The sequence below is a fragment of the Enterococcus sp. AZ101 genome (genome assembly GCF_050499005.1).
GTDB classification, from domain to species: Bacteria; Bacillota; Bacilli; order Lactobacillales; family Enterococcaceae; genus Enterococcus_L; species Enterococcus_L ureilyticus.
Genome location: NZ_JBMHEZ010000002.1, coordinates 728,257 through 747,673 on the forward strand (window position 1 = coordinate 728,257; position 19,417 = coordinate 747,673).

20 protein-coding genes are annotated in these 19,417 nt (G+C 36.8%); 14 read left to right on the forward strand and 6 right to left on the reverse strand.

All coding sequences use genetic code 11. The features are described from left to right. Positions 1-56 precede the first annotated feature (56 nt). Both IGJ50_RS12760 and IGJ50_RS12765 read left to right on the forward strand, forming a co-directional pair. Positions 57-1,283, forward strand: a complete 1,227-nt coding sequence (locus IGJ50_RS12760) for a serine/threonine protein kinase (protein ID WP_429950744.1) — start codon at positions 57-59, stop codon at positions 1,281-1,283. A gap of 150 nt (positions 1,284-1,433) precedes the next feature. Further along, entirely contained in the window at positions 1,434-1,949 is a 516-nt protein-coding gene (locus IGJ50_RS12765) for a DUF5067 domain-containing protein (protein WP_069638706.1), read from the forward strand. Positions 1,950-2,221: 272 nt separating this feature from the next. Here IGJ50_RS12765 and IGJ50_RS12770 read toward each other — a convergent pair whose 3' ends face one another. Further along, positions 2,222-3,268: an AI-2E family transporter gene (locus IGJ50_RS12770; protein WP_069638705.1), complete on the reverse strand. Its 1,047-nt coding sequence runs from the start codon at positions 3,266-3,268 to the stop codon at positions 2,222-2,224. 196 nt (positions 3,269-3,464) lie between these two features. On the opposite strand from IGJ50_RS12770, the gene IGJ50_RS12775 reads away from it, so the two are divergent. Both IGJ50_RS12775 and IGJ50_RS12780 read left to right on the forward strand, forming a co-directional pair. Then, the gene (locus IGJ50_RS12775) at positions 3,465-4,763 is read left to right on the forward strand and encodes a Y-family DNA polymerase (RefSeq protein WP_429950746.1); all 1,299 of its coding nucleotides are present in this window, start codon (positions 3,465-3,467) and stop codon (positions 4,761-4,763) included. Next, positions 4,760-5,101 (forward strand): hypothetical protein, encoded by a 342-nt coding sequence (locus IGJ50_RS12780; RefSeq protein WP_207120750.1) that lies wholly within the window; start codon positions 4,760-4,762, stop codon positions 5,099-5,101. Before IGJ50_RS12775 ends, IGJ50_RS12780 begins: the two co-directional genes overlap by 4 nt. A gap of 63 nt (positions 5,102-5,164) precedes the next feature. Here the strand turns inward: IGJ50_RS12780 and IGJ50_RS12785 are convergent, their stop codons facing one another. Continuing rightward, positions 5,165-6,373: a YdcF family protein gene (locus tag IGJ50_RS12785; RefSeq protein ID WP_429950748.1), complete on the reverse strand. Its 1,209-nt coding sequence runs from the start codon at positions 6,371-6,373 to the stop codon at positions 5,165-5,167. A gap of 151 nt (positions 6,374-6,524) precedes the next feature. Further along, on the reverse strand, positions 6,525-8,375 hold the full coding sequence (locus IGJ50_RS12790; protein WP_429950749.1) for a sensor histidine kinase: 1,851 nt from the start codon (positions 8,373-8,375) through the stop codon (positions 6,525-6,527). A gap of 111 nt (positions 8,376-8,486) precedes the next feature. Here IGJ50_RS12790 and IGJ50_RS12795 point away from each other — a divergent pair, with 111 nt between their 5' ends. Beyond that, positions 8,487-9,215, forward strand: a complete 729-nt coding sequence (locus IGJ50_RS12795; protein ID WP_069638700.1) for a response regulator transcription factor — start codon at positions 8,487-8,489, stop codon at positions 9,213-9,215. 18 nt (positions 9,216-9,233) lie between these two features. On the opposite strand, the gene citG is transcribed toward IGJ50_RS12795, so the two are convergent. The 3 genes from citG to IGJ50_RS12810 all read right to left on the reverse strand — a co-directional run bounded on the left by citG (position 9,234) and on the right by IGJ50_RS12810 (position 12,309). Continuing rightward, on the reverse strand, positions 9,234-10,121 hold the full coding sequence (gene citG, locus IGJ50_RS12800) for a triphosphoribosyl-dephospho-CoA synthase CitG (RefSeq protein ID WP_429950751.1): 888 nt from the start codon (positions 10,119-10,121) through the stop codon (positions 9,234-9,236). Further along, positions 10,105-10,809 carry a GntR family transcriptional regulator gene (locus IGJ50_RS12805; protein ID WP_069638698.1) on the reverse strand — a complete coding sequence of 235 codons (705 nt, stop codon included), beginning with the start codon at positions 10,807-10,809 and terminating at the stop codon, positions 10,105-10,107. Before IGJ50_RS12805 ends, citG begins: the two co-directional genes overlap by 17 nt. A 156-nt stretch (positions 10,810-10,965) precedes the next feature. Further along, a complete protein-coding gene (locus IGJ50_RS12810) occupies positions 10,966-12,309 on the reverse strand; it encodes a CitMHS family transporter (RefSeq protein WP_069638697.1) in 1,344 nt (447 codons plus the stop codon). Positions 12,310-12,710: 401 nt separating this feature from the next. Between IGJ50_RS12810 and IGJ50_RS12815 the strand changes: the two genes are divergently transcribed. From IGJ50_RS12815 to citX, 9 genes are all read left to right on the forward strand, one after another. Further along, positions 12,711-13,040 (forward strand): hypothetical protein, encoded by a 330-nt coding sequence (locus tag IGJ50_RS12815; protein WP_429950753.1) that lies wholly within the window; start codon positions 12,711-12,713, stop codon positions 13,038-13,040. A 385-nt stretch (positions 13,041-13,425) separates the two neighbouring features. Continuing rightward, entirely contained in the window at positions 13,426-13,830 is a 405-nt protein-coding gene (locus tag IGJ50_RS12820; RefSeq protein ID WP_429950755.1) for an acetyl-CoA carboxylase biotin carboxyl carrier protein subunit, read from the forward strand. A 43-nt stretch (positions 13,831-13,873) separates the two neighbouring features. Then, positions 13,874-14,989, forward strand: coding sequence for a sodium ion-translocating decarboxylase subunit beta (locus IGJ50_RS12825; protein ID WP_010764492.1), 1,116 nt, complete (start codon positions 13,874-13,876; stop codon positions 14,987-14,989). 35 nt (positions 14,990-15,024) lie between these two features. After that, positions 15,025-15,150, forward strand: a complete 126-nt coding sequence (locus IGJ50_RS12830; RefSeq protein WP_429950757.1) for an OadG-related small transporter subunit — start codon at positions 15,025-15,027, stop codon at positions 15,148-15,150. A 13-nt stretch (positions 15,151-15,163) separates the two neighbouring features. After that, positions 15,164-16,159, forward strand: coding sequence for a [citrate (pro-3S)-lyase] ligase (gene citC, locus IGJ50_RS12835; RefSeq protein ID WP_429950759.1), 996 nt, complete (start codon positions 15,164-15,166; stop codon positions 16,157-16,159). A 13-nt stretch (positions 16,160-16,172) separates the two neighbouring features. Further along, on the forward strand, positions 16,173-16,481 hold the full coding sequence (citD, locus tag IGJ50_RS12840; RefSeq protein WP_069638693.1) for a citrate lyase acyl carrier protein: 309 nt from the start codon (positions 16,173-16,175) through the stop codon (positions 16,479-16,481). Beyond that, positions 16,469-17,356, forward strand: a complete 888-nt coding sequence (gene citE, locus IGJ50_RS12845; RefSeq protein ID WP_069638692.1) for a citrate (pro-3S)-lyase subunit beta — start codon at positions 16,469-16,471, stop codon at positions 17,354-17,356. The genes citD and citE overlap by 13 nt, the downstream gene beginning before the upstream one ends. A 1-nt stretch (position 17,357) precedes the next feature. Then, the gene (gene citF, locus IGJ50_RS12850) at positions 17,358-18,887 is read left to right on the forward strand and encodes a citrate lyase subunit alpha (protein ID WP_429950761.1); all 1,530 of its coding nucleotides are present in this window, start codon (positions 17,358-17,360) and stop codon (positions 18,885-18,887) included. After that, positions 18,880-19,416, forward strand: a complete 537-nt coding sequence (gene citX / locus IGJ50_RS12855) for a citrate lyase holo-[acyl-carrier protein] synthase (protein WP_429950763.1) — start codon at positions 18,880-18,882, stop codon at positions 19,414-19,416. Before citF ends, citX begins: the two co-directional genes overlap by 8 nt. The last annotated feature ends 1 nt before the right edge of the window (position 19,417 follow it).

Below are 19,417 nucleotides of genomic sequence, written 5' to 3' on the forward strand. Positions count from 1 at the left end.
TTACAATGAATTTTTTGCTATAATTAAAAAGTAAATTGAAGCAATGGAGTGTAATCATGGAAAATAGCAATAATGAGTTAGCTCTTCGTTATAGAGAAATCGAACCTCTAACGGATAAATTAAATGGACCAGTTCTTGTTCGGAAAAATGATACCAACGAATTTTTTGTAAAAAAATGTTATCCGTTATATTTAGAAGAGCATTTAGATGCACTTCAAAAAATCGAACATCGTCATTTACCTAAAATTCAAGAAGTTGTGGTTCAAGACGGAAAGCTTTGGCTTTATGAAGAATTTGTCCAGGGAAAAACCTTGACCGATGTAATCCAGTCCTCTAAAACAATAGAAACAGAACAGATTTTAACGATAACGATGGCTGTTTTAGAAGCTTTAGGCGCCTTGCACAATAAAGGCTTAGTTCATCGAGATGTAAAACCTGGGAATATTATGATGACCAGTGAAGGAACTATTAAACTAATCGATTTTGATGCTGTTCGGGCTGTTGATGGTGAAAAAGAAAGTGACACGGTCCAATTAGGAACTATGGGATTTGCCGCACCAGAACAATTTGGTTTTGCCGAGTCAGATGAACGGAGTGACCTGTATTCACTAGGGATTGTGATGAATATTTGCTCTGTAAAGGAGTATCCTAAAAAACAGCTGACGCAAGATCCTATGTTAAGAGGAGTCATTCGTAAAGCAACAAAACTAGAACCAGCGGAACGTTATCAGTCAGCTTTAGAAATGCATCAGGCACTTAGACAACAACGCTTGCGGCAAATAGCTGCCGCTAAACGAGCAAAGTCTCGTGCTGCTACTTTAGAAAAAGGCCCAATAAGAACGTACACCAATACTAAACCCAATACAAACAAATGGGATACGAACAACTATGTGAAACAGGTTATCAGTATCATTAGTCGTTGGTATGAAGTTATCGCAAGTTTTTTTAGAAAATATATTCCAGGCTTTCGAACAGAAGTCATGTGGAAGCGTGTAATTGCAATAGTTTGGTATGTATTTTTAATTATTGGGACGATAGGGAATGTATTGGAGCAACCGACAACAGGTTTGCGAATCCAATTATTTGTGGACTATCTTTTTATGTTTATCTTACCGATTATCTTGTTCACCAATTTTTTAGATTATCAAAGAAAACTGCCTCTATTTTCATCTGGTAATCGAGTTTACCGTTATATCGGTTATGGTTTGATCTTTTTATTTTGGCTTGTGCTCACAAAAGTTGGTTTAGAGCTTAATTCATTTATCTACAAACATTTCAATTAATATAAACTTATTCTGTCACGGATTTCTATGAGTCAAAAGACAGAATAAGTTTTTTTGTTCTCTGACTATGCAAAATGCATAAGATTATTCTGTGCTGATTGGGTATTATCAAGGTGTACCAACGGACTAAATAACAAAGGAGACAAAAAAATGAACGTGAAGAAAATTGTTTTGATCGGAGTCGGTATTTTAGTAGTAGGTGGTGTTCTAGTAAATATGGGATCTGATTCTAAAGAAGAAACAACGTCTAAAAAAGAAACAACAACAAGTACAGTTGTAAAAAAACAAGAATCAGAAGCACCTGCTCAAACGGATGCTGGTGATCTGGGGGATTATCACATTGCCATCAAAGAGCTGTCGTTTGCAAAAGATTATAATGGGGAAGATGTAGGTGTGATCGAGTATGAATTTACGAACAACAGTGATAAAAATGCGATGTTTTTAACATCGATCACAACGAAAGCTTTTCAAAATGGGATAGCGTTACAATTAGCAATTATGTCAGAATCAGGCTATGTCGATTCGATGACTGAAATCCAGCCAGGAGCAACATTGAATTTAAAAGTACCTTACAAATTAGCTGACATGACAACACCAATAGCTGTTGAAGCAACGAAACTATTTAGTGATAAAGTGAAGGTGACAAAAGAGTTTATCTTGGAATAAATGAAAAGAGTAAAAAGGGTTGAAAAAGGTGGTTCAGCTAGCTTTTCTTTAAGTAGAAAAGTATTAGTTTTTAGCTTCAAAGGGAGCAAAGGAATTGAGTACTATTCCTTATATATGGCCGTGTATTAGGTTGATTGGATCAGTTGCTGTTAAGATGTAGTTATTTGGTCCGAAATCAATTAGTCTTTGCTGCCTGACTGATTTGCCAAATACGAAAACAGCCAAAACCACAAAAAGTGAACGCTTGGAGTAAATCCAAACGTTCACTTTTTTTATTCTTCTGTTAGTGAATCAGGATGTTTTTCAGTAACCGAATGAATCGGTTTGACCTTTAAAATATCCAAAAAGAAGGTAAAAATTGGAATCCCAACAATCAGTCCCCAAACTCCAAATAAGCGTTCACTGATCAGTAAAATAACAAATGTATAAAAAATCGGTAGATCAGTTTTGCTAGACATAAATTTAGGATTCAATACATAAGACTCGAATAAGTGCACAACAATGATCACAATCAAAATATAAATCACATCATTGATGCCACCTTCAGAGTATGCAATGAAACTGAGTGGAATACAAGAAATGATCACACCTGCAACGGGAATCAGACTTAAAATAAAAATCATGATCGCTAAACTTGGTAATTGATGAAAGCCGATCAAGGCCAAACAAATAGTGGTAATTCCAGTATTGACAAGTGCAATAAAAAATTGGGCTTCCATCACGACACCAAATGTATTGACGAACTTATCAGCAAAAAAGTAAATATCTTTGAAAAACCAGTCGAAGTCACTTTTTAGAAACAACTTAGAAAACTCAGCCATTTGTTTTTTCTCGATCATAAAAAAGAAACTGAGGATAAACGAAAGGACAAAGGAAAGACCGATTGATCCAACATCTTGAACATAACGCAAAAGAATACTCGCACCATTTTGGATTTGAGACATTAGATTCGATTTTTCTAGATAGTTATCGATAATCACTAAAAATTGATTATGGTCATCCGTTGGTGTTTGATAAAAATGGATGACGGAATTGTACATTTGAACCGATTGATGAATCAAAACGGGAACGTATTTTGTGATAGCTAGATAAACTAAAAAAACAATCAAAAAATAAGTAGCTAAAACGATTATGATAGAGGGAATCTTTAAATATTGCTGCACAAATTTCACAAAATGAAGGGCCAAAAACGTAAAAATAAACGTTAATAGAATCATCGTGATCATACTTCTAGCTAAAAATAAAATAAAAATAATAACAGCCAAAACAAAAAAACGTCGTAACCGTTCATTTTGGATAAACTTTTCATAAATAGACACAGGCTTCGCTCCTTTAATACTTTACTTATTATCTTGTAAGATAACTATAATGCTTTTTCATAATTTAAGATAGCAGTTTTATCTATAATTCTAAAAAAATTATTTTTAATTCAAAAACTTAAAAAATTGTTCCCCTTTACAAAAAGAACTTATGTTCGTATAATTGGTTGTGAAGTAGAATAAGGAGAGGATAGCGATGATTTTTGATTATGAAAAAGAACCTAAAAGAGTGCTTTTTTGTATTGATGTAAAATCCTTTTATGCCTCAGTCGAATGTGTGGCTAGAGGCTATGACCCACTTGAAAAAATGTTAGTTGTGATGAGTCATGCTGAAAACACCGGCGGTCTTGTTCTGGCCTCTTCTCCAAAAGCAAAAGAAGTGCTAGGGATCACCAATGTAACAAGAAAATACGATGTACCCAATCATCCAGAATTAATGATCGTACCGCCACGAATGAATGAATATATCAAAGAAAATATGAAAATCAATGAGCTCTACAAAGAGTATGTTTCAAAAGAAGATTTACATATTTATTCGATCGATGAATCTTTTTTAGATGTAAGTGCTAGTTGGAAGTTGTTTGGTCAAACGCCAAAAGCTGTAGCTGAAATCATCCAACAAAGAATCAAAAAAGAGACAGGATTAGCCATCACAGTTGGAATCGGTGATAATCCTTTATTAGCCAAACTAGCGATGGATATTGAAGCGAAACATAATAAAGAACGGTTAGCTGAGTGGCATTATGAAGATGTTCCTGAAAAAGTCTGGACTATCGAATCAATGACGGATATGTGGGGAATCGGCCATCGATTAGCCAAACGTTTAAACAATTTAGGTATTCGTTCTGTGTATGATTTAGCTCATGCTGATGTAAATAGTCTCAAAAGGAATTTAGGAATCATTGGCGAACAGTTATATGCCCATGCGCATGGTATCGATCGTAGTCGTTTATCTGAAAAATACATACCAGAAGAACGTTCCTATAACAATTCTCAGATTTTGATGCGGGATTATATGAGACAAGATGAGATCGAAGTTGTGATCAGAGAGATGGCGGAACAAGTGGCAGCACGACTGAGAAAAGCCCATTGCCAGACAGAATGTGTTCATTTATCTGTGGGCTTTTCAAAAGCAGGTTCATCAGGTGGAACAGGGTTTTCAAGACAAATGAAGGTGCCTTTAACAAATAGCAGCAAGCTATTAATCGAATACTGTTTAACCATTTTTAGGCAGCATTGGCATGGAGAAGAGGTACGACATATTGGAATTACGTATTCCAAACTGAATTACAATACTTATGTACAGTTAGATTTATTTCATGAACCAGATGAGCAGATGAAAGAACTGAAATTAGACAAGTTAATCGATGATATCCGGCAGCGTTTTGGCTATGTTTCTTTGGTCCACGCAAGCTCAGTCTCATCTGGTGGTACAGCAATTTCAAGAGCATCGTTAGTTGGTGGACATGCAGGGGGAATGGAGGGCTTGCAATGAGTAAGGAGCGGGATTATTATTTTGAACAGTACCAAGATCGAAAAATGAAAAAGTGGGCTGGGTTTTATTTATCTGAGCATACTGCAATGATCGAACAAGAGCAAAAAAAGAAGCCAGTTAAAAAGAAAACTCAAATGACTTGGTCTGAAATCGACGAAGTATTAGCTCAAGCATTTCAGAATCAGATCGAGATTACAATTCAAAAAGAAGAATTGGACAGCGAAGGAAATTACGGGGCAGATATCAAAGGAAGGATTCAAGGTCATGATGAGTTAGGGCTTTATGTAGATGGGCAAAAGATTGGGTATGATGAGATTCGTCATGTGCAGCTTAGTTAAAAAATAGCTAGGATAGAATTCTAGGTGTTCTATCCTAACCCATTTGGACTCAGCCTATTTCTATCAAGAAACAAAAAACAAATCGACTAGTGCTAATAGAAACATCATCAAAGAAATAAGCCCACAAATAATCAAGTGGCGGCGTTTATGCATCATTATGATTGCAATAAACTCTCTTAAAAAAGCATTTGGGAGGAAGTAAAAGGCAGTTTTTGCCCCGATTCCATCTGCTTTTAAATGCGCCATTTTTGCAAAAAGGCCTGCTCGGAATAGATGGAAATTATTAGTAGTGAAGATTGCTTTAAAGTTTGTTCCACCAAAGCTTGCTTCCATGATTTCTTTAGAAAATTTCATGTTTTCCAAAGTATTTTTAGAATTTGTTTCAACTAAAATATCTTTTTCTGGAATTCCTTTTTCAAGAGCATAATTTTTCATTGCGAGACTTTCTGCAATGTGTTCATCATCGCCTTTACCACCAGACATAAGAATTTTTGGCGGGTTTAAAGTAGCACGATCTTGCGCTTTGTAAAATTGAATGGCTTTTTCGATCCGTTTTCCTAAAAGTGGGGGAACTGTTTTTCCATCGATCAAGCCTGATCCTAACACAATAATAAAATCTTGTTCATAATTAGGCTGATTAAACTGATAAATAATCGAAATGGTTAAAAAGTTATAGAACACAATGAAAAAGTAAAACATAGAGAAAGGCAAAATACCAAATAATAATGAGGCCCATGAAGGCAAGATTCGTGAGGAGAAGTAGCTGAAAACCAGAAAGACGGTCAACCCAATCGCTAAAAGTAGTGTTAATAGATTTGCTAAGGAATGGCCTTCTTTTTTCATGACAACAATAGCATTCCAATATAAGAAAACCACTAAACCATAAAGACCAATCAATAAAAGCAAGATCAAGACAATACCAGTAATGCCCGCTAAAAGTATTAACAATGGATTAACTGTTCGAACTAACAAAGAGCCTAAATAAGTCATCCCAACAACCAAAAATAGATTGAATAATAAGCCGTTTACTAATCGGCGTTTTTCTTTAAAATAGCAAAAAAGAAAAAGGAATAAAAAGGTTGATGGAATCAAAAAATAATAGGTCTGAAGTTGAACTTCTAAATAGATAACATAAAAGATAAAGCAAAGTGAAAACCAAAGTAATTCATAAAATTTCCAGTTTGGTTTCAATTTTTTTCGACGCCATTTTGGAATCAAGAAGACACCAATCAAATACATAACACCAATAATAATACTAAAATAATTCCCCATAATAGAACTCCTTCAATAAATGATTTCACTACTAGTATAACGAAAAATGAACAAAAAAAATACTATGATGCGTATTTGATCATATTTAGGGAGGTTAGTTTAAAAAGAAACATTCTCCATATTAATAAAATAGAAGAATGTTTCTTTTTATTTATTTACAAGATCGAACGGGAATTGTTATGAAGAAGTGGGTCCCTTCTCCTCTTTCCGAAACTAATGAAAGGTGCCATTCATATTTTGCTACAATCGAAGTAACCGCAAATAAGCCTAGGCCAGTCCCTTCATCAGCTGACTTTGTGGTGAAGAAGGGTTCAAATATTTTTTCTTTTAAATCTGCCGGAATCCCTGGACCATTATCAGAGATTTCCAGTGTCACAAACTGATCGATATGATTGGTTCGATGACTGTCTTTTTTTAGTGTCTTAGTTAATTCTTCTGAAGCAGGAGACACATTGATCGCAATTTTTTGCGCCTTTTCTGAATTCTCTTTTGTTGCTTGATAGGCGTTAGTGATCAAGTTATAAATCAAATTTTGTAGATCCGTTTCTTCCAATTTAGTCGTGCCTAGATTTTCTTGAATAGAGAGAGAAAGTCTAACGTTTTTAGGAATGATTTCTCCTATTAGATGAGTAGCGACACCGATTGCAGCGGAAATATCGATCCATTCTTGTACGCTTTTTTGCGGCTTTGAAAACCGCAGCACATTTGAAGATAATTGCTTTCCTTTTTGAGCTGAATGTAAGATCTCTTCTAAATCTGCTTCTAATATAGGATCATCCTGATGTTCTTCCAACAATAATTGAGTGTTCCCAATAATCGGTGTTAAGAAATTATTCATATCATGAACGATTGACGTCGTCAGTAAACCGACCGTTTCCATTTTATTTCGTTGATAGAGTTCAAGTTCAAGCTGATGCTGCATTTTTTGTTGCTTCTGTTTTTCGATCAGCTTCCGATTTTCTGCTTCAATCGTTTCTTTTCTTCGGAAATTATGAATGAATAGTGAGCAAATAATAATTAATAATAATAATAAAACCAAAAGAAAGGATAGAACGATCACGAAATTTATAATATCATCATTTCGTTCATTATAATCAGCATTGATGGCAACCACCCAATGGGCTAAACCAACATCGATCCATTCAAAGGCACTGATTTTTAAAACTTCTGTAGGAGTATCTTCATCCCACCAATAAGATTTATAGGTCAATTTTCCCGAAGAATGGTTTAGTTGATATTTTTCTAAACGTTTTAAATCAGAATAATCAAAATCGGGGTAAAGTTTTTCTCGCCCGTTGATGATGTCTAACCCAACTTGTTGGGCTACAGGATGCATTACAACGGTCATTGATCGATCTTTAATCATAGGATACCCTTTATAATCTAGTTCAAAATCTTGAAGGAAATTTTTATAAAAGGCTTCCAAATTCAACGGTAAAATCAAATAACCATCGATTTGACCAGTCGTTGTTTTGATTTCTTGGTAAAAATTGACATAGGCTTTTTTATTGATAAAATAAGAGTCCCCGTTTTGCGCAGTTGGTTTATCGAGTAACTGTTTCAAAGACAAGTCATGACGAATGAATGGCCGAATCGTTTCGATATCTGCAATGTCGACCTGCTTTTTTTCAGTATCCCAATGAAAAGCATACAAGGGTGTACCGTCCGCTTCCATATAAAAAAGAACATTCGCTTCATTATTTAGCGAGTCAAAGAATGTATTTAAAGAAGAGCGGCTATTTTGTAAATAGGTCGCGGGATCATCACTATTTTTTAAATTGCCATCGATTGCTAAGTAATTAAGTGCTTGATGCCGATTTTTCATAGAAAGTTGGATCACTTTTCCAACATATTCCGTTGATTGCAGTAAAAAGTCCTGTCCGCTTTCCGTGGTTGTTTTGCGGATAACGGAAAAACCACGAATTGCAAAGAAAACGGATACAACAATAAAGACAATCATTGCTGAAATCATGATGTTTACAATTCTATTCGTTCGTTTCATTGGTATAGCTCCTTTTAAAAGTCTGTTCATATCATAACAAGTTCATGTTGAAATTTAAAGATAATTCGGCTATTGTATAGATAATGGCAAAAGAATAAAGAGGTGTAGACGTTGCGAAACGAAAAAATTTTAGTGGTAGACGATGATGCTGCAATTCGCCGTTTGATTTGGAAGTCGCTTCAGTCAACGGGATTATTGGTGTATCAAAGTGATACGATTGAAAAAACATTAGACATCATGGATCGAGTGGAATTTCAATTGTTTCTTTTGGATGTCAGCTTAGAACATGAAAATGATGGATATCATTTAGCTCAATTGATTAGGGAACGGCAACCTTTGACACCGATTATATTTGTTAGCGGGAAAAAAAGCGAGCAGGATATTATCAGTGGTCTAGAATCAGGAGGAGATGTGTATCTTTCTAAACCTTTTGCCCCAGATGTTTTACGCGCCCAAGTTATCAGTACCTTGAACCGAACAGAACAGCTATTGACACTAAGTCAACATCGTGATGAAACGATGTTGAAAGAAGGCATCTTTTCATTTGATAAACATCAATATCAATTTTGTAAAAATAGTGAAATAGTGAATATGACGTCTAAAGAAATCATGATGATTTTGTTCTTTATGGAAAATCCGTATCAAGTATTTAGTAAAGAACAGATTTATGCAAGTGTTTGGAGTGATGGGGATATGGATAAAAATCTCATCACTGTTTATATTAATTATCTAAGAAATAAAATCGAAGACGATCCTAAAAAGCCCCAATATTTACAGACAGTGTGGGGGATCGGCTATCTATTCAATCCACAAGGAAAAGAAGCTGGAAGTAGTGTCTAGTTTTTAAGTATGTAAAGCTTAAACTAAACCTTCTAAGCGGGCAAAAAAGAAACTTAAGGCTAGTAAGTCAGCAGCTCCGCCAGGACTTAGGTTGTCTTGTATTAATTTTTGATCAAAGAAAATCAGTAATTTTTCTAGTTCTTCCACAGAATTATCGGCAGCAAACAAGTTGAGGAGATCCGCAGCTTGTTTTTTGACGTTTTGCCAAGCTGAAATGCCACCTCGGTTGATCACGTTAGAGTCTTCGGTGGTAGCCATTAAATGCAGTAGTAATAACAAGAACATTACTCTTGTTGAGTGTCTTTGGCATTGTCTTAGAAATGGCAGAGCAATCGTTTTGAGTGAAGGGTATCCAGCTTCGGCTTCTCCTCTAATGCCAGTGATCCCATAGTCTAAATAAAGTTTTTCTCCATAACTCAACTGCTTTTTGTTTGTTAAGTCAGCAAAATCTTTGGCAAGTAAGCCGGTTGTCATATGCTTTACATACGCTAAAATGTCCGTAGTGTTTTGCTCAGAAAAGGGAACCGTTAATTGGTGTTCTTGCATCATTTTTCCAGTGGCACTTAAAAGCAGTGCAAAAGAAAAATTTGCTCCTTTATGAGTGTTGATTCCTTTGGTTTTGATCAGCATCATTTTTTCAGCTTGTTGTCCTAGCATTCGGACCTTTTCAAATAAGTCAACAGGCGTTCCTTCATGAGTGAAGCCCAGTTGGACGTATTCAGTAAAAAAAGGTGCAAGAGCGATGCTGCTATCGATAAAGGTTAAATAATTCATATCTTTATGTGCACCACAGCTTACCGGATCGACTAAACCTGGTTTTGGAGATAGAGTGGCTTCATACAACAATGCTTGTAAAGCAAATTCACCGATCAGCTGTGGATTTGTTTTTTTAGTTAGCTGTTTCATGTAAGTGTTTTTCCATTTCTTTAATAATGAATGTTTGAGAATAGTCTAGATGCTCAGTAATCAATTGCTTTAGTTGTTCTTCTTCTTGGTTCATCATGCATTGATAAATCAACCAATGTTCATTTAGCGCCTTATCTCTTCGATCTTTTGAGCGAATGGAAATATCTCGGAAATAGACAAGGTACTCTCGCAACTTCATAACAATCGATTTTAATCGCAACATTTTGCTTTTTTCATAGATCAGCTCATTAAAATCAGAAAATTTTTGCAGTACTTGGTCGATTTCATTTGCTTCATTTAAACGCTCTGTTTCTTCCAGCAGTGCTTTCAATTCATCAAAATCTTCTGGAGACATCTCTTTCATTGCAGTGATGGTGGCTAAAACATCTAGAGACTTTCTGATTGCATAAATTTCGGTTGCATCATTCAGTGAGATGCCACGAACAATAATCCCTACCCCTCGAACATGATCAACTAATCCTTCTTCAACAAGTTTTTGTAAGGCGTAACGAATCGGCGTACGACTGATATTCATCACTTCGGAAAATTCTTTTTCGTTGATTCGTTGTCCAGCAGGAATTTCTCCTAGAATGATCGTTTTTCTAAAGGCTTTGTACACGAGTTCTTTTAAAGGTTCATTCAGACTTAAATCTAAATTTTTTCCAACAGCTTCTGATATAGTACTCATTGGATCACTCCTTTGCACGTTGATAATAGAAAAGATAAATGAATCTTTTCATTCTGTATTGCTAAGAATCAGCTAAAAAATATAAGAAAAACTTCTACTTAAACAGAAAATCGCACAAGCCATTTTAAGGATTGTGCGATTTTCAAAGGTCACATGTTATTGCGGAATATAAAGTGGCATATGGCCAGTTAGCACAATTGTTACAACAAAGATAATGAAAATCCCCAATGCCCATTTTGCAGATTCTTTTTGCCATTGCCCCATATCTAAACCTGTTAAACGAAGTAATAGGTAGATGAAGGCAACTAAAGGACTTAACAAGTGGAATGCTTGCCCCATCAATGAAGCCAATGCCATCTGCATATCGGTGAATCCATAAGCACGTCCAGCTTCTGCTAAAACAGGTAAGACCCCAAAGTAGAACCCATCATTTGAAATAAAGAAGGTACCAGGAGCTGAAATCAATGCGATGACTAAGCCCCAGAAGCCCGCCAATTGATTTGGAATGATTTTTGTGAAACTTTGAGCTAATGCATCTGCCATACCAGTTCCTTGGAAAAGGCCCATAAAGACCCCTGCTGCGAAAACTAGAATAACAACTTGAACAGCGTCGCCGCCATTTGCGCCGATCCGTTTAGACTGATCTTTTAAGACTGGGTAATTGACCATCAAAGCAACAACTGTCCCGGTTAAGAATAAGAACAACGGGGGTAAGCCAAGACCGACGAATGAATCAGTGACCAACAACGCAATCAATGAAATCGTTAGAATAGCATTGAATAGCCAAATTTTAGGACGGCGAATCGCCAATGTTTCTTCGTCCGTTACAGTTGTCATGGCATCGATTTCTGCATCAGTTAGCTGTTTGATCCCAAGACGAGCTCGTTCTTTTCTACCCATAGAAGGTGCTACGATGAAAATCACATAAAGTAGAGCAAGGATCATTCCAGGAATTAAGTAAGCTAAAATTTCAGCACCAACATTCAACACACTCATTGCACGAGCAGTTGGTCCACCCCAAGGAAGCAAGTTCATGATCGTATTTTGTAAAATAACCAAAACACCTAAATTCATCAATTTCATATCTAACTTTTTATAGATAGGAATAAAAGCAGAACAGCAAATCAAGGTTGTAGTTGTGCCATCGCCATTAAGAGAAACAGCTGCTGCAACAACAGCCGTCGCGATCAATACTTTCATCGGATCGCCTTTTGCAATGTGGATCATCTTCTTAGTGATTGGGTCAAATAACCCCGCATCCAACATAATTGAAAAATAAAGAATGGCAAACAATAACATAATACCCGTGGTGGATGTTGTTTTGATTCCTTCCATAACAAAGTCTCCGATAGATCCTTTATTAGAAACACCAGCAAACATTGCAATCAGAGCAAAAATCAGTGGAATCAAAACCAAAGCTGTAAACGGTGACATTTTCTTTTTCATGATGACGAACATAAAGACGATGATCATCACATAAGATAAAACAGTTAATAACATTTTTTTCTCTCCTTCAACACTAAATTCGTTTTCCAAAACAATCGGGCGTCTCTTTGGATGTGTTGGATCAATAGAAAAATAACAATAAGGTAATGCTAGAAAGCCCTTTCTTGTTTCGTTTAACAATGTTTAGTTTAAGCGAAGAAAGTTTAGATAAATAGATGAAGAGGGGAAAAAGAACACCAAAAAAACACAAATGAGAGCGGTTTCTTAAAGAGATGTTAATAAGATGTTAATAAATCCTTAAATGCTTATAAACGTTGTTATATCAACGTTTTTGTATGTTTTAAATGGATAGAGAGGAGAAGGAACAGCGAAAGAACAATTTCTGGTTGAAGAATTCATTTTATTGTAATCGTTTTTACCTATAATGAATTCATAAACAGAAAGGATGTGAGTTCATGGGTCTATTTGAACGGCTGTTTAATAAAGAAAAGACGGAAATAAAAAAAGATGAAGTACCACTTTTTCCTACTATAGAAGAACAGAATGAATGGCAGGAAGTTGCTGGCTACATTCCAATAGAAGGAGGAGAGTATCAATTAGTTTCGATAATTGCAACAGCAATTGCGGCTGGAGAACAGCCTGAAAGTAAATTTGTTATTAAACGCATTTCAAAAAGAAATCCAGAAGCACAACTGGTTTCTGTGATCGCTACCAGTATTGCAGCAGCTGATCACGCACAGAGTCAGTTTGTCATTCGATCAATCAAGGAAAACAAAATGAAGTAGAGTTTGGATGACTTGACGGTTTTGACTAGTTTTTTGGAAAAAATAAAAATTGAATGTGATAAAAAGCATCACCGTCAATTTTAGCTATTTTTCAGTCAGAGCAGAATGAGCCTACTACACTTTTATGTTATCTAGTTTCACGGGCTAGTCTCTCGGAAAAAAGATAAAATCTGCCTGTGACAAAAAGCGTCACAAACATATTTTTCTATTTTTCAGTCGAGCCTGGACGAGCCTGCTACACTTTTATGTTATCTAGTTTCATGGGCTAGTCTCTCGGAAAAAAGATAAAATCTGCCTGTGACAAAAAGCGTCACAAACATATTTTTCTATTTTTCAGTCGAGCCTGGACGAGCCTGCTACACTTTTAATTTTAGGAGGAGAAAAAATGTTACGTAAGTTTAAAATCGCAATTGATGGAAAAGAGTATTTAGTAGAGATGGAAGAAATTGGCGGTGTACCACAAGCGCCAGTTGCAACGCCAACGGCACCAGCAGCACCTGTGGTAGAAGCAGTACCAACAACACCAGCACCTGCGCCGGGCGAGCAAGCAGCACCTACAGTAAGCACACCAGCCGGAAGTGATGCAATGCCATCACCGATGCCTGGAACAATCTTAAAAATTTTGGTAAATATTGGTGATACGGTTCAAGAAAATCAACCATTAATGATTCTTGAAGCGATGAAAATGGAGAATGAAATCGTAGCTGGCAAAGCTGGAACAGTTACGGGAATTCATGTGCAACAAGGTGATATGGTCAATCCAGGAGAACCGCTTATTACAATCAATTAAATAAGAAAAAAGTAATTTAATTTTAAAAGAGGAAGTGACGTTTGTGGAGACATTAATTGAAGGCGTAGTGGGAATGGGACAGGAGCCTGGTCGTATTGTAATGATGGTGATTGGTGGGATCTTGATGTACTTAGGTATCAAAAAAGAGTACGAACCGACTTTACTTGTGCCTATGGGATTAGGAACGATTTTAGTCAATTTTCCTAATTCCGGTGTACTAAGTGCTGGCGGAGAAGCCGGTCCCTTTCAGGTGTTGTTTGACATGGGAATTTCGACGGAGTTATTTCCACTATTACTATTTATCGGAATTGGCGCTATGATCGATTTTGGACCATTATTACAAAATCCATTTTTATTATTGTTTGGTGCAGCTGCGCAATTCGGGATTTTCTTTACGATTATTGCAGCAGTATTATTGGGCTTCGATTTAAATGACGCAGCTTCTATTGGAATTATTGGAGCAGCAGATGGTCCAACATCTATCTTCGTTGCAAATACATTGAATTCGAAATATATGGGCGCAATTATGGTGGCAGCTTATTCTTATATGGCCTTGGTTCCTATTATTCAACCAGTGGCAATTAAGGCCGTTACAACGAAAAAGGAACGCCAAATCCGTATGACGTATCGTGCGGGTGAAGTATCACAAACAGCGAAAATTTTATTTCCAATCGTAATTACGGTTGTTGCTGGATTGGTGGCACCAGTTTCGCTTCCGCTAGTTGGCTTCTTAATGTTTGGGAACTTGCTGCGTGAATGTGGCGTCTTAGATCGTTTATCTGTGACAGCTCAAAATGAGCTAGTAAACATCATCAGTATTGTGTTAGGGTTAGCAATTTCAGTAAAAATGCAGTACGAAGAATTCTTACAAGTTGATACCTTGATGGTCATTGGACTTGGGTTAGTTGCTTTTGTAATGGATTCTGTTGGCGGTGTCTTATTTGCGAAATTATTAAATCTGTTTAGAAAAGAAAAAATCAATCCGATGATTGGTGCAGCAGGAATTTCAGCGTTTCCAATGTCCAGCCGAGTGATTCAAAAAATGGCAACGGACGAAGACCCGCAGAACTTTATTTTAATGCATGCAGCAGGTGCTAATGTATCTGGACAAATCGCATCCGTTATTGCGGGCGGTTTATTATTGGCATTACTTGCGTAGGATTTTGATAGCATAGGAAGAAAGGAGCTTGGCTTATGTCAGCTGATTTACTAAAATCATTTGAACTGTTGGTTTTTGGGTGGGGTGGCGTGTTTGTTGTCATTTTTGTGATTTACTTTGCGTCGCTTGTGTTAAGTAAAGTATTTCCACCGAATAAATAGGAAGTGATACGGAATGAATATCAGAAGAATTTGGCTTGATCGAGATCAGAGGGGAAGGCAGCAGTGGTCAGATTTTCTAACTAGGGCTGATCTAATACCTGATGATCATCTAGACTATACGATCGGTATCTATGATCAGGAGAAGCTTATTGGAACAGGCTCGATTTTTCAAAATATTTTGAAATGCATTGCAATCGACTTCTCTTATCAAAATGAAAATTTACTTTCTAAAATTGTTCAAGTATTACGAGAACGGTTGCAGGAAATGGGGTATCAGCATTATTTTTTGTATACCAAACCAAAAAACAGTCAGTTGTTTCAATCTTTAGGCTTTGCTGAAATTGCGGCAACAGCTGAACTGGTTTTTATGGAGCAAGGCTTTCCTGACTTTGAAGACTATTTAGCGGAACTTAAAAAGCATCAGCGAATGACAAAGTACAATGCAGCAATTGTAATGAATGCCAATCCATTTACAAAGGGTCATTTATACTTAGTTACAGAGGCCGCTAAACGTGCTGAGACGGTTTATCTCTTTGTTTTGTCTGAGGAGCGCTCTCTGTTTGATGCAAAGACTCGTTTTGAACTGGTAAAAGAAGGAGTCAGTCATTTATCAAACGTTGTTGTTTTACCAACAAGAGAATACATGGTATCCAGTGCAACTTTTCCATCTTATTTTTTGAAAGATCAAGCGAAAGCTAATATTGCGCAAGTTCAAGCTGTTTTGGATGCTACTTTATTTAAAGAAAAGATTGCTTCTGCTTTATCGATTACAACTAGATTTGTTGGAGAAGAGCCATTTTCAGAGGTAACAGAGATTTATAATCAGGCAATGAAAAAGACTTTTGGTTCTCAGCTGAAGCTAGTTATTTTACCAAGAAAACGAATTGGTGAAGAAGTTATCAGTGCTACTAGAGTGCGAGCTTTGATGGAACAGGAACTTTATACAGCGATCAAGCCCCTTGTTCCGCCTAAAACTTTTGAAGAAATAATCAAACAAAAAAATAAGTAATGAGGTGTATATTTTGGAAATCAAACAAAACGCATCTGCTGGTACAACTGAATCAAGTGATATCATGATTACAATTGGAAAAAACAGCGGACAAGGAATTCTAATTGAATTAGACAGTAGTGTTGAAAAGCAATTTGGTCGTCAAATTCGTGAAAAAATACAAGAAACTTTAACTAATTTGTCAGTTACGGATGCGAAGGTTCAGGCAATTGATAAGGGAGCATTGGATTGTACAATTCAAGCTCGAACGGTGGCAGCTGTTTATCGCGCTACTGGTGAAGAAAATGTAGACTGGCAGGTGTTAAATACATGGAACGTTTAAGAAGAACGATGATGTTTGTACCTGGAGCGAATGCTTCAATGTTAAGAGACGCCACTTTATATGGCGCTGATTCGTTGATGTTTGACCTTGAAGATGCGGTTTCATTAAAAGAAAAAGATAGCGCCCGTTTACTTGTCTATCATGCCTTGAGAACATTTGATTATTCTTCTGTAGAAACTGTTGTTCGAATCAACGGATTAGATACAGTAGGGAGACAAGACGTTGAAGCGATGGTTTTAGCAGGTGTTGATGTGATTCGTTTACCTAAAACAGAAACTGCTCAAGATATTGTGGATGTAGAGACAGTTATCACTGAAATGGAAACAAAATATGGAATCGCTGTTGGCACCACGAAAATGATGGCGGCAATCGAGTCAGCAGAGGGTGTTTTAAATGCTCGAGAGATTGCTCAGGCAAGTGATCGCTTGATCGGTATTGCGCTTGGAGCCGAGGATTATGTAACAAATATGAAAACACATCGTTATCCAGATGGACAAGAATTATTTTTTGCCCGTAGTTTTATTTTACATTCAGCTAGAGCTGCCGGAATTGCAGCAATTGACACTGTTTATTCAAATGTAGAGAATACAGAAGGTTTCTTAGCAGAAGTTGAATTAATCAAACAATTAGGCTTTGATGGAAAATCAGTCATTAATCCACGTCAAATACCATTGGTAAATAGTGTCTATGAGCCGACTGAAAAAGAAATCCAACATGCAAAAGAAGTAATTTGGGGAATTCGTGAAGCCGAAGCAAAAGGCTCAGGCGTGATTTCAGTGAACGGAAAAATGGTCGATAAACCAATTGTTGAACGTGCAGAGCGAGTAATTGCTTTAGCCATTGCAGCAAAATTAATTTCTGAGGAGGAAGTCTAAAATGAAAAATAATGTAGGCAAAGAAATTCCAGATAATTATGCTGAGCAATACGGTTTATTTAAAGGTGAACTAGCGAATATTCAGGAGTACAAAGAATCTAGCCGCACAATCAATCCTGTCAGACCAAGGGATACAAAGCTATTAGGAAGTTTAAAAGAAGCGATTAAAAAAACAGGATTAAAAGATGGGATGACGATTTCTTTCCATCATCATTTCAGAGAAGGCGATTTTGTGATGAACATGGTATTAAAGGAAATCGCAGCGATAGGCATCAAAAATCTATCAATTGCGCCAAGTTCGATTGCCAATGTTCATGAACCATTGATCGACCATATCAAAAATGGAGTGGTAACAAATATTACCTCTAGTGGGTTACGTGATAAAGTTGGTGCTGCGATTTCTGAAGGTATCATGGAAAACCCTGTTGTGATCAGATCTCATGGTGGTCGTGCGAGAGCGATTGCTACGGGTGATATCCATATTGATGTGGCTTTTCTTGGCGCACCAAGTTCAGATGCCTATGGCAATGTAAATGGAACCAAAGGCAAAGCAACATGTGGTTCATTAGGCTATGCAATGATCGATGCGAAGTATGCAGATCAAGTAGTAGTCATTACAGATAGCTTGATGCCCTATCCCAACACACCAATCAGTATCCCACAAACCGATGTGGATTTTGTTGTAGAAGTTGATGCGATCGGTGATCCTGATGGGATTGCTAAAGGAGCTACTCGTTTTACAAAGAATCCAAAAGAACTCTTGATTGCGGAATACGCAGCGAAAGTTATCACACATTCGCCTTACTATAAAAATGGCTTCTCTTTCCAAACGGGAACTGGCGGTGCAGCATTAGCTGTATCTAGATTTTTGAAAGAAGCCATGATCAAAGATGGGATTACTGCTAGTTTTGCTTTAGGTGGTATCACGAACGCAATGGTTGAATTATTAGAAGAAGGACTCGTTGAAAAAATCATCGATGTCCAAGATTTTGATCATCCTTCTGCTGTTTCTTTAGGTAAGAATGAGAATCACTACGAAATCGATGCAAATATGTATGCTTCACCATTAAGTAAGGGCTCTGTCATCAATCAATTAGATACTGCAATTCTTTCAGCGTTAGAAATCGATACGAATTTTAATGTGAACGTGATTACTGGATCAGATGGTATAATTCGTGGCGCATCTGGCGGACATTCAGATACAAGTGCGGCTTGCAAAATGAGTTTAGTGATTGCACCATTGATCAGAGGAAGAATTCCGACAATCGTTGAAGAAGTAAATACAGTTGTAACGCCAGGTAGTAGTATTGATGTGGTGGTGACAGAAGTTGGGATTGCCATCAATCCAGAAAGACAAGACTTAGTAGAACACTTTAAAGCACTAGATGTTCCACAATTAACAATGAAAGAACTTCAAGAAAAAGCCTATAGTATTGTAGATAAACCAGATGCCATCAAATATGGCGATAAAGTCGTTGCCTTGATCGAATATCGTGATGGGTCAATTATCGATGTGGTCAGAAATGTCTGAAACCTACTTAAAGGGAGAAACGATTACACTGATAGACATGCTGAACGCTCGAGATAAGCGAGTAACTATTCAGCGAGAACTTTTACAAAAGCATCCTGCTTGTGTTTTATTAAGTGCTACCATGAATATTCCTGGACCTATAAAGACGAACGAGCGGCTAAGACATATCTTCTTAACTGTCATTAAAGAGATCAATGCTCTTTTTCCTCCTGAAAAAATAGTCGCTCGCAATCACAGAGAGCTGAAAACAGGTTCAGAATATTATTTAGTCCTTGATGAAACATCTGAAGAGTTGAAGAAAAAACTAATTGAGATTGAAGAAAGGCATGTCTATGGTCGCTTAATGGATTTAGATGTCGTTTATCTAAAGGACAAAATCTTACGTTCTGTCAGTCGTACCGAACTAAATCACAAACCAAGGACTTGTTTCATTTGTGAAGCAGAAGCGAAAGTTTGTGGAAGACAAAGACAGCATAGCCTAACAGAAATGCAACAAGCAATCAGTCAACTAATGAGAAAGGAAGGATGAA

Bases quoted from the DNA above. Each gene is read 5' to 3' on its own strand.
- citC (WP_429950759.1), top strand. From the start codon at position 15,164: ATGAATATCAGAAGAATTTGGCTTGATCGAGATCAGAGGGGAAGGCAG.
- IGJ50_RS12815 (WP_429950753.1), top strand. From the start codon at position 12,711: ATGGGTCTATTTGAACGGCTGTTTAATAAAGAAAAGACGGAAATAAAA.
- citG (WP_429950751.1), bottom strand. From the start codon at position 10,121: ATGAAACAGCTAACTAAAAAAACAAATCCACAGCTGATCGGTGAATTT.
- citF (WP_429950761.1), top strand. From the start codon at position 17,358: ATGAAAAATAATGTAGGCAAAGAAATTCCAGATAATTATGCTGAGCAA.
- citX (WP_429950763.1), top strand. From the start codon at position 18,880: ATGTCTGAAACCTACTTAAAGGGAGAAACGATTACACTGATAGACATG.
- IGJ50_RS12830 (WP_429950757.1), top strand. From the start codon at position 15,025: ATGTCAGCTGATTTACTAAAATCATTTGAACTGTTGGTTTTTGGGTGG.
- IGJ50_RS12775 (WP_429950746.1), top strand. From the start codon at position 3,465: ATGATTTTTGATTATGAAAAAGAACCTAAAAGAGTGCTTTTTTGTATT.
- IGJ50_RS12760 (WP_429950744.1), top strand. From the start codon at position 57: ATGGAAAATAGCAATAATGAGTTAGCTCTTCGTTATAGAGAAATCGAA.
- IGJ50_RS12820 (WP_429950755.1), top strand. From the start codon at position 13,426: ATGTTACGTAAGTTTAAAATCGCAATTGATGGAAAAGAGTATTTAGTA.
- citE (WP_069638692.1), top strand. From the start codon at position 16,469: ATGGAACGTTTAAGAAGAACGATGATGTTTGTACCTGGAGCGAATGCT.
- IGJ50_RS12780 (WP_207120750.1), top strand. From the start codon at position 4,760: ATGAGTAAGGAGCGGGATTATTATTTTGAACAGTACCAAGATCGAAAA.
- IGJ50_RS12810 (WP_069638697.1), bottom strand. From the start codon at position 12,309: ATGTTATTAACTGTTTTATCTTATGTGATGATCATCGTCTTTATGTTC.
- IGJ50_RS12790 (WP_429950749.1), bottom strand. From the start codon at position 8,375: ATGAAACGAACGAATAGAATTGTAAACATCATGATTTCAGCAATGATT.
- IGJ50_RS12785 (WP_429950748.1), bottom strand. From the start codon at position 6,373: ATGGGGAATTATTTTAGTATTATTATTGGTGTTATGTATTTGATTGGT.
- IGJ50_RS12805 (WP_069638698.1), bottom strand. From the start codon at position 10,809: ATGAGTACTATATCAGAAGCTGTTGGAAAAAATTTAGATTTAAGTCTG.
- IGJ50_RS12765 (WP_069638706.1), top strand. From the start codon at position 1,434: ATGAACGTGAAGAAAATTGTTTTGATCGGAGTCGGTATTTTAGTAGTA.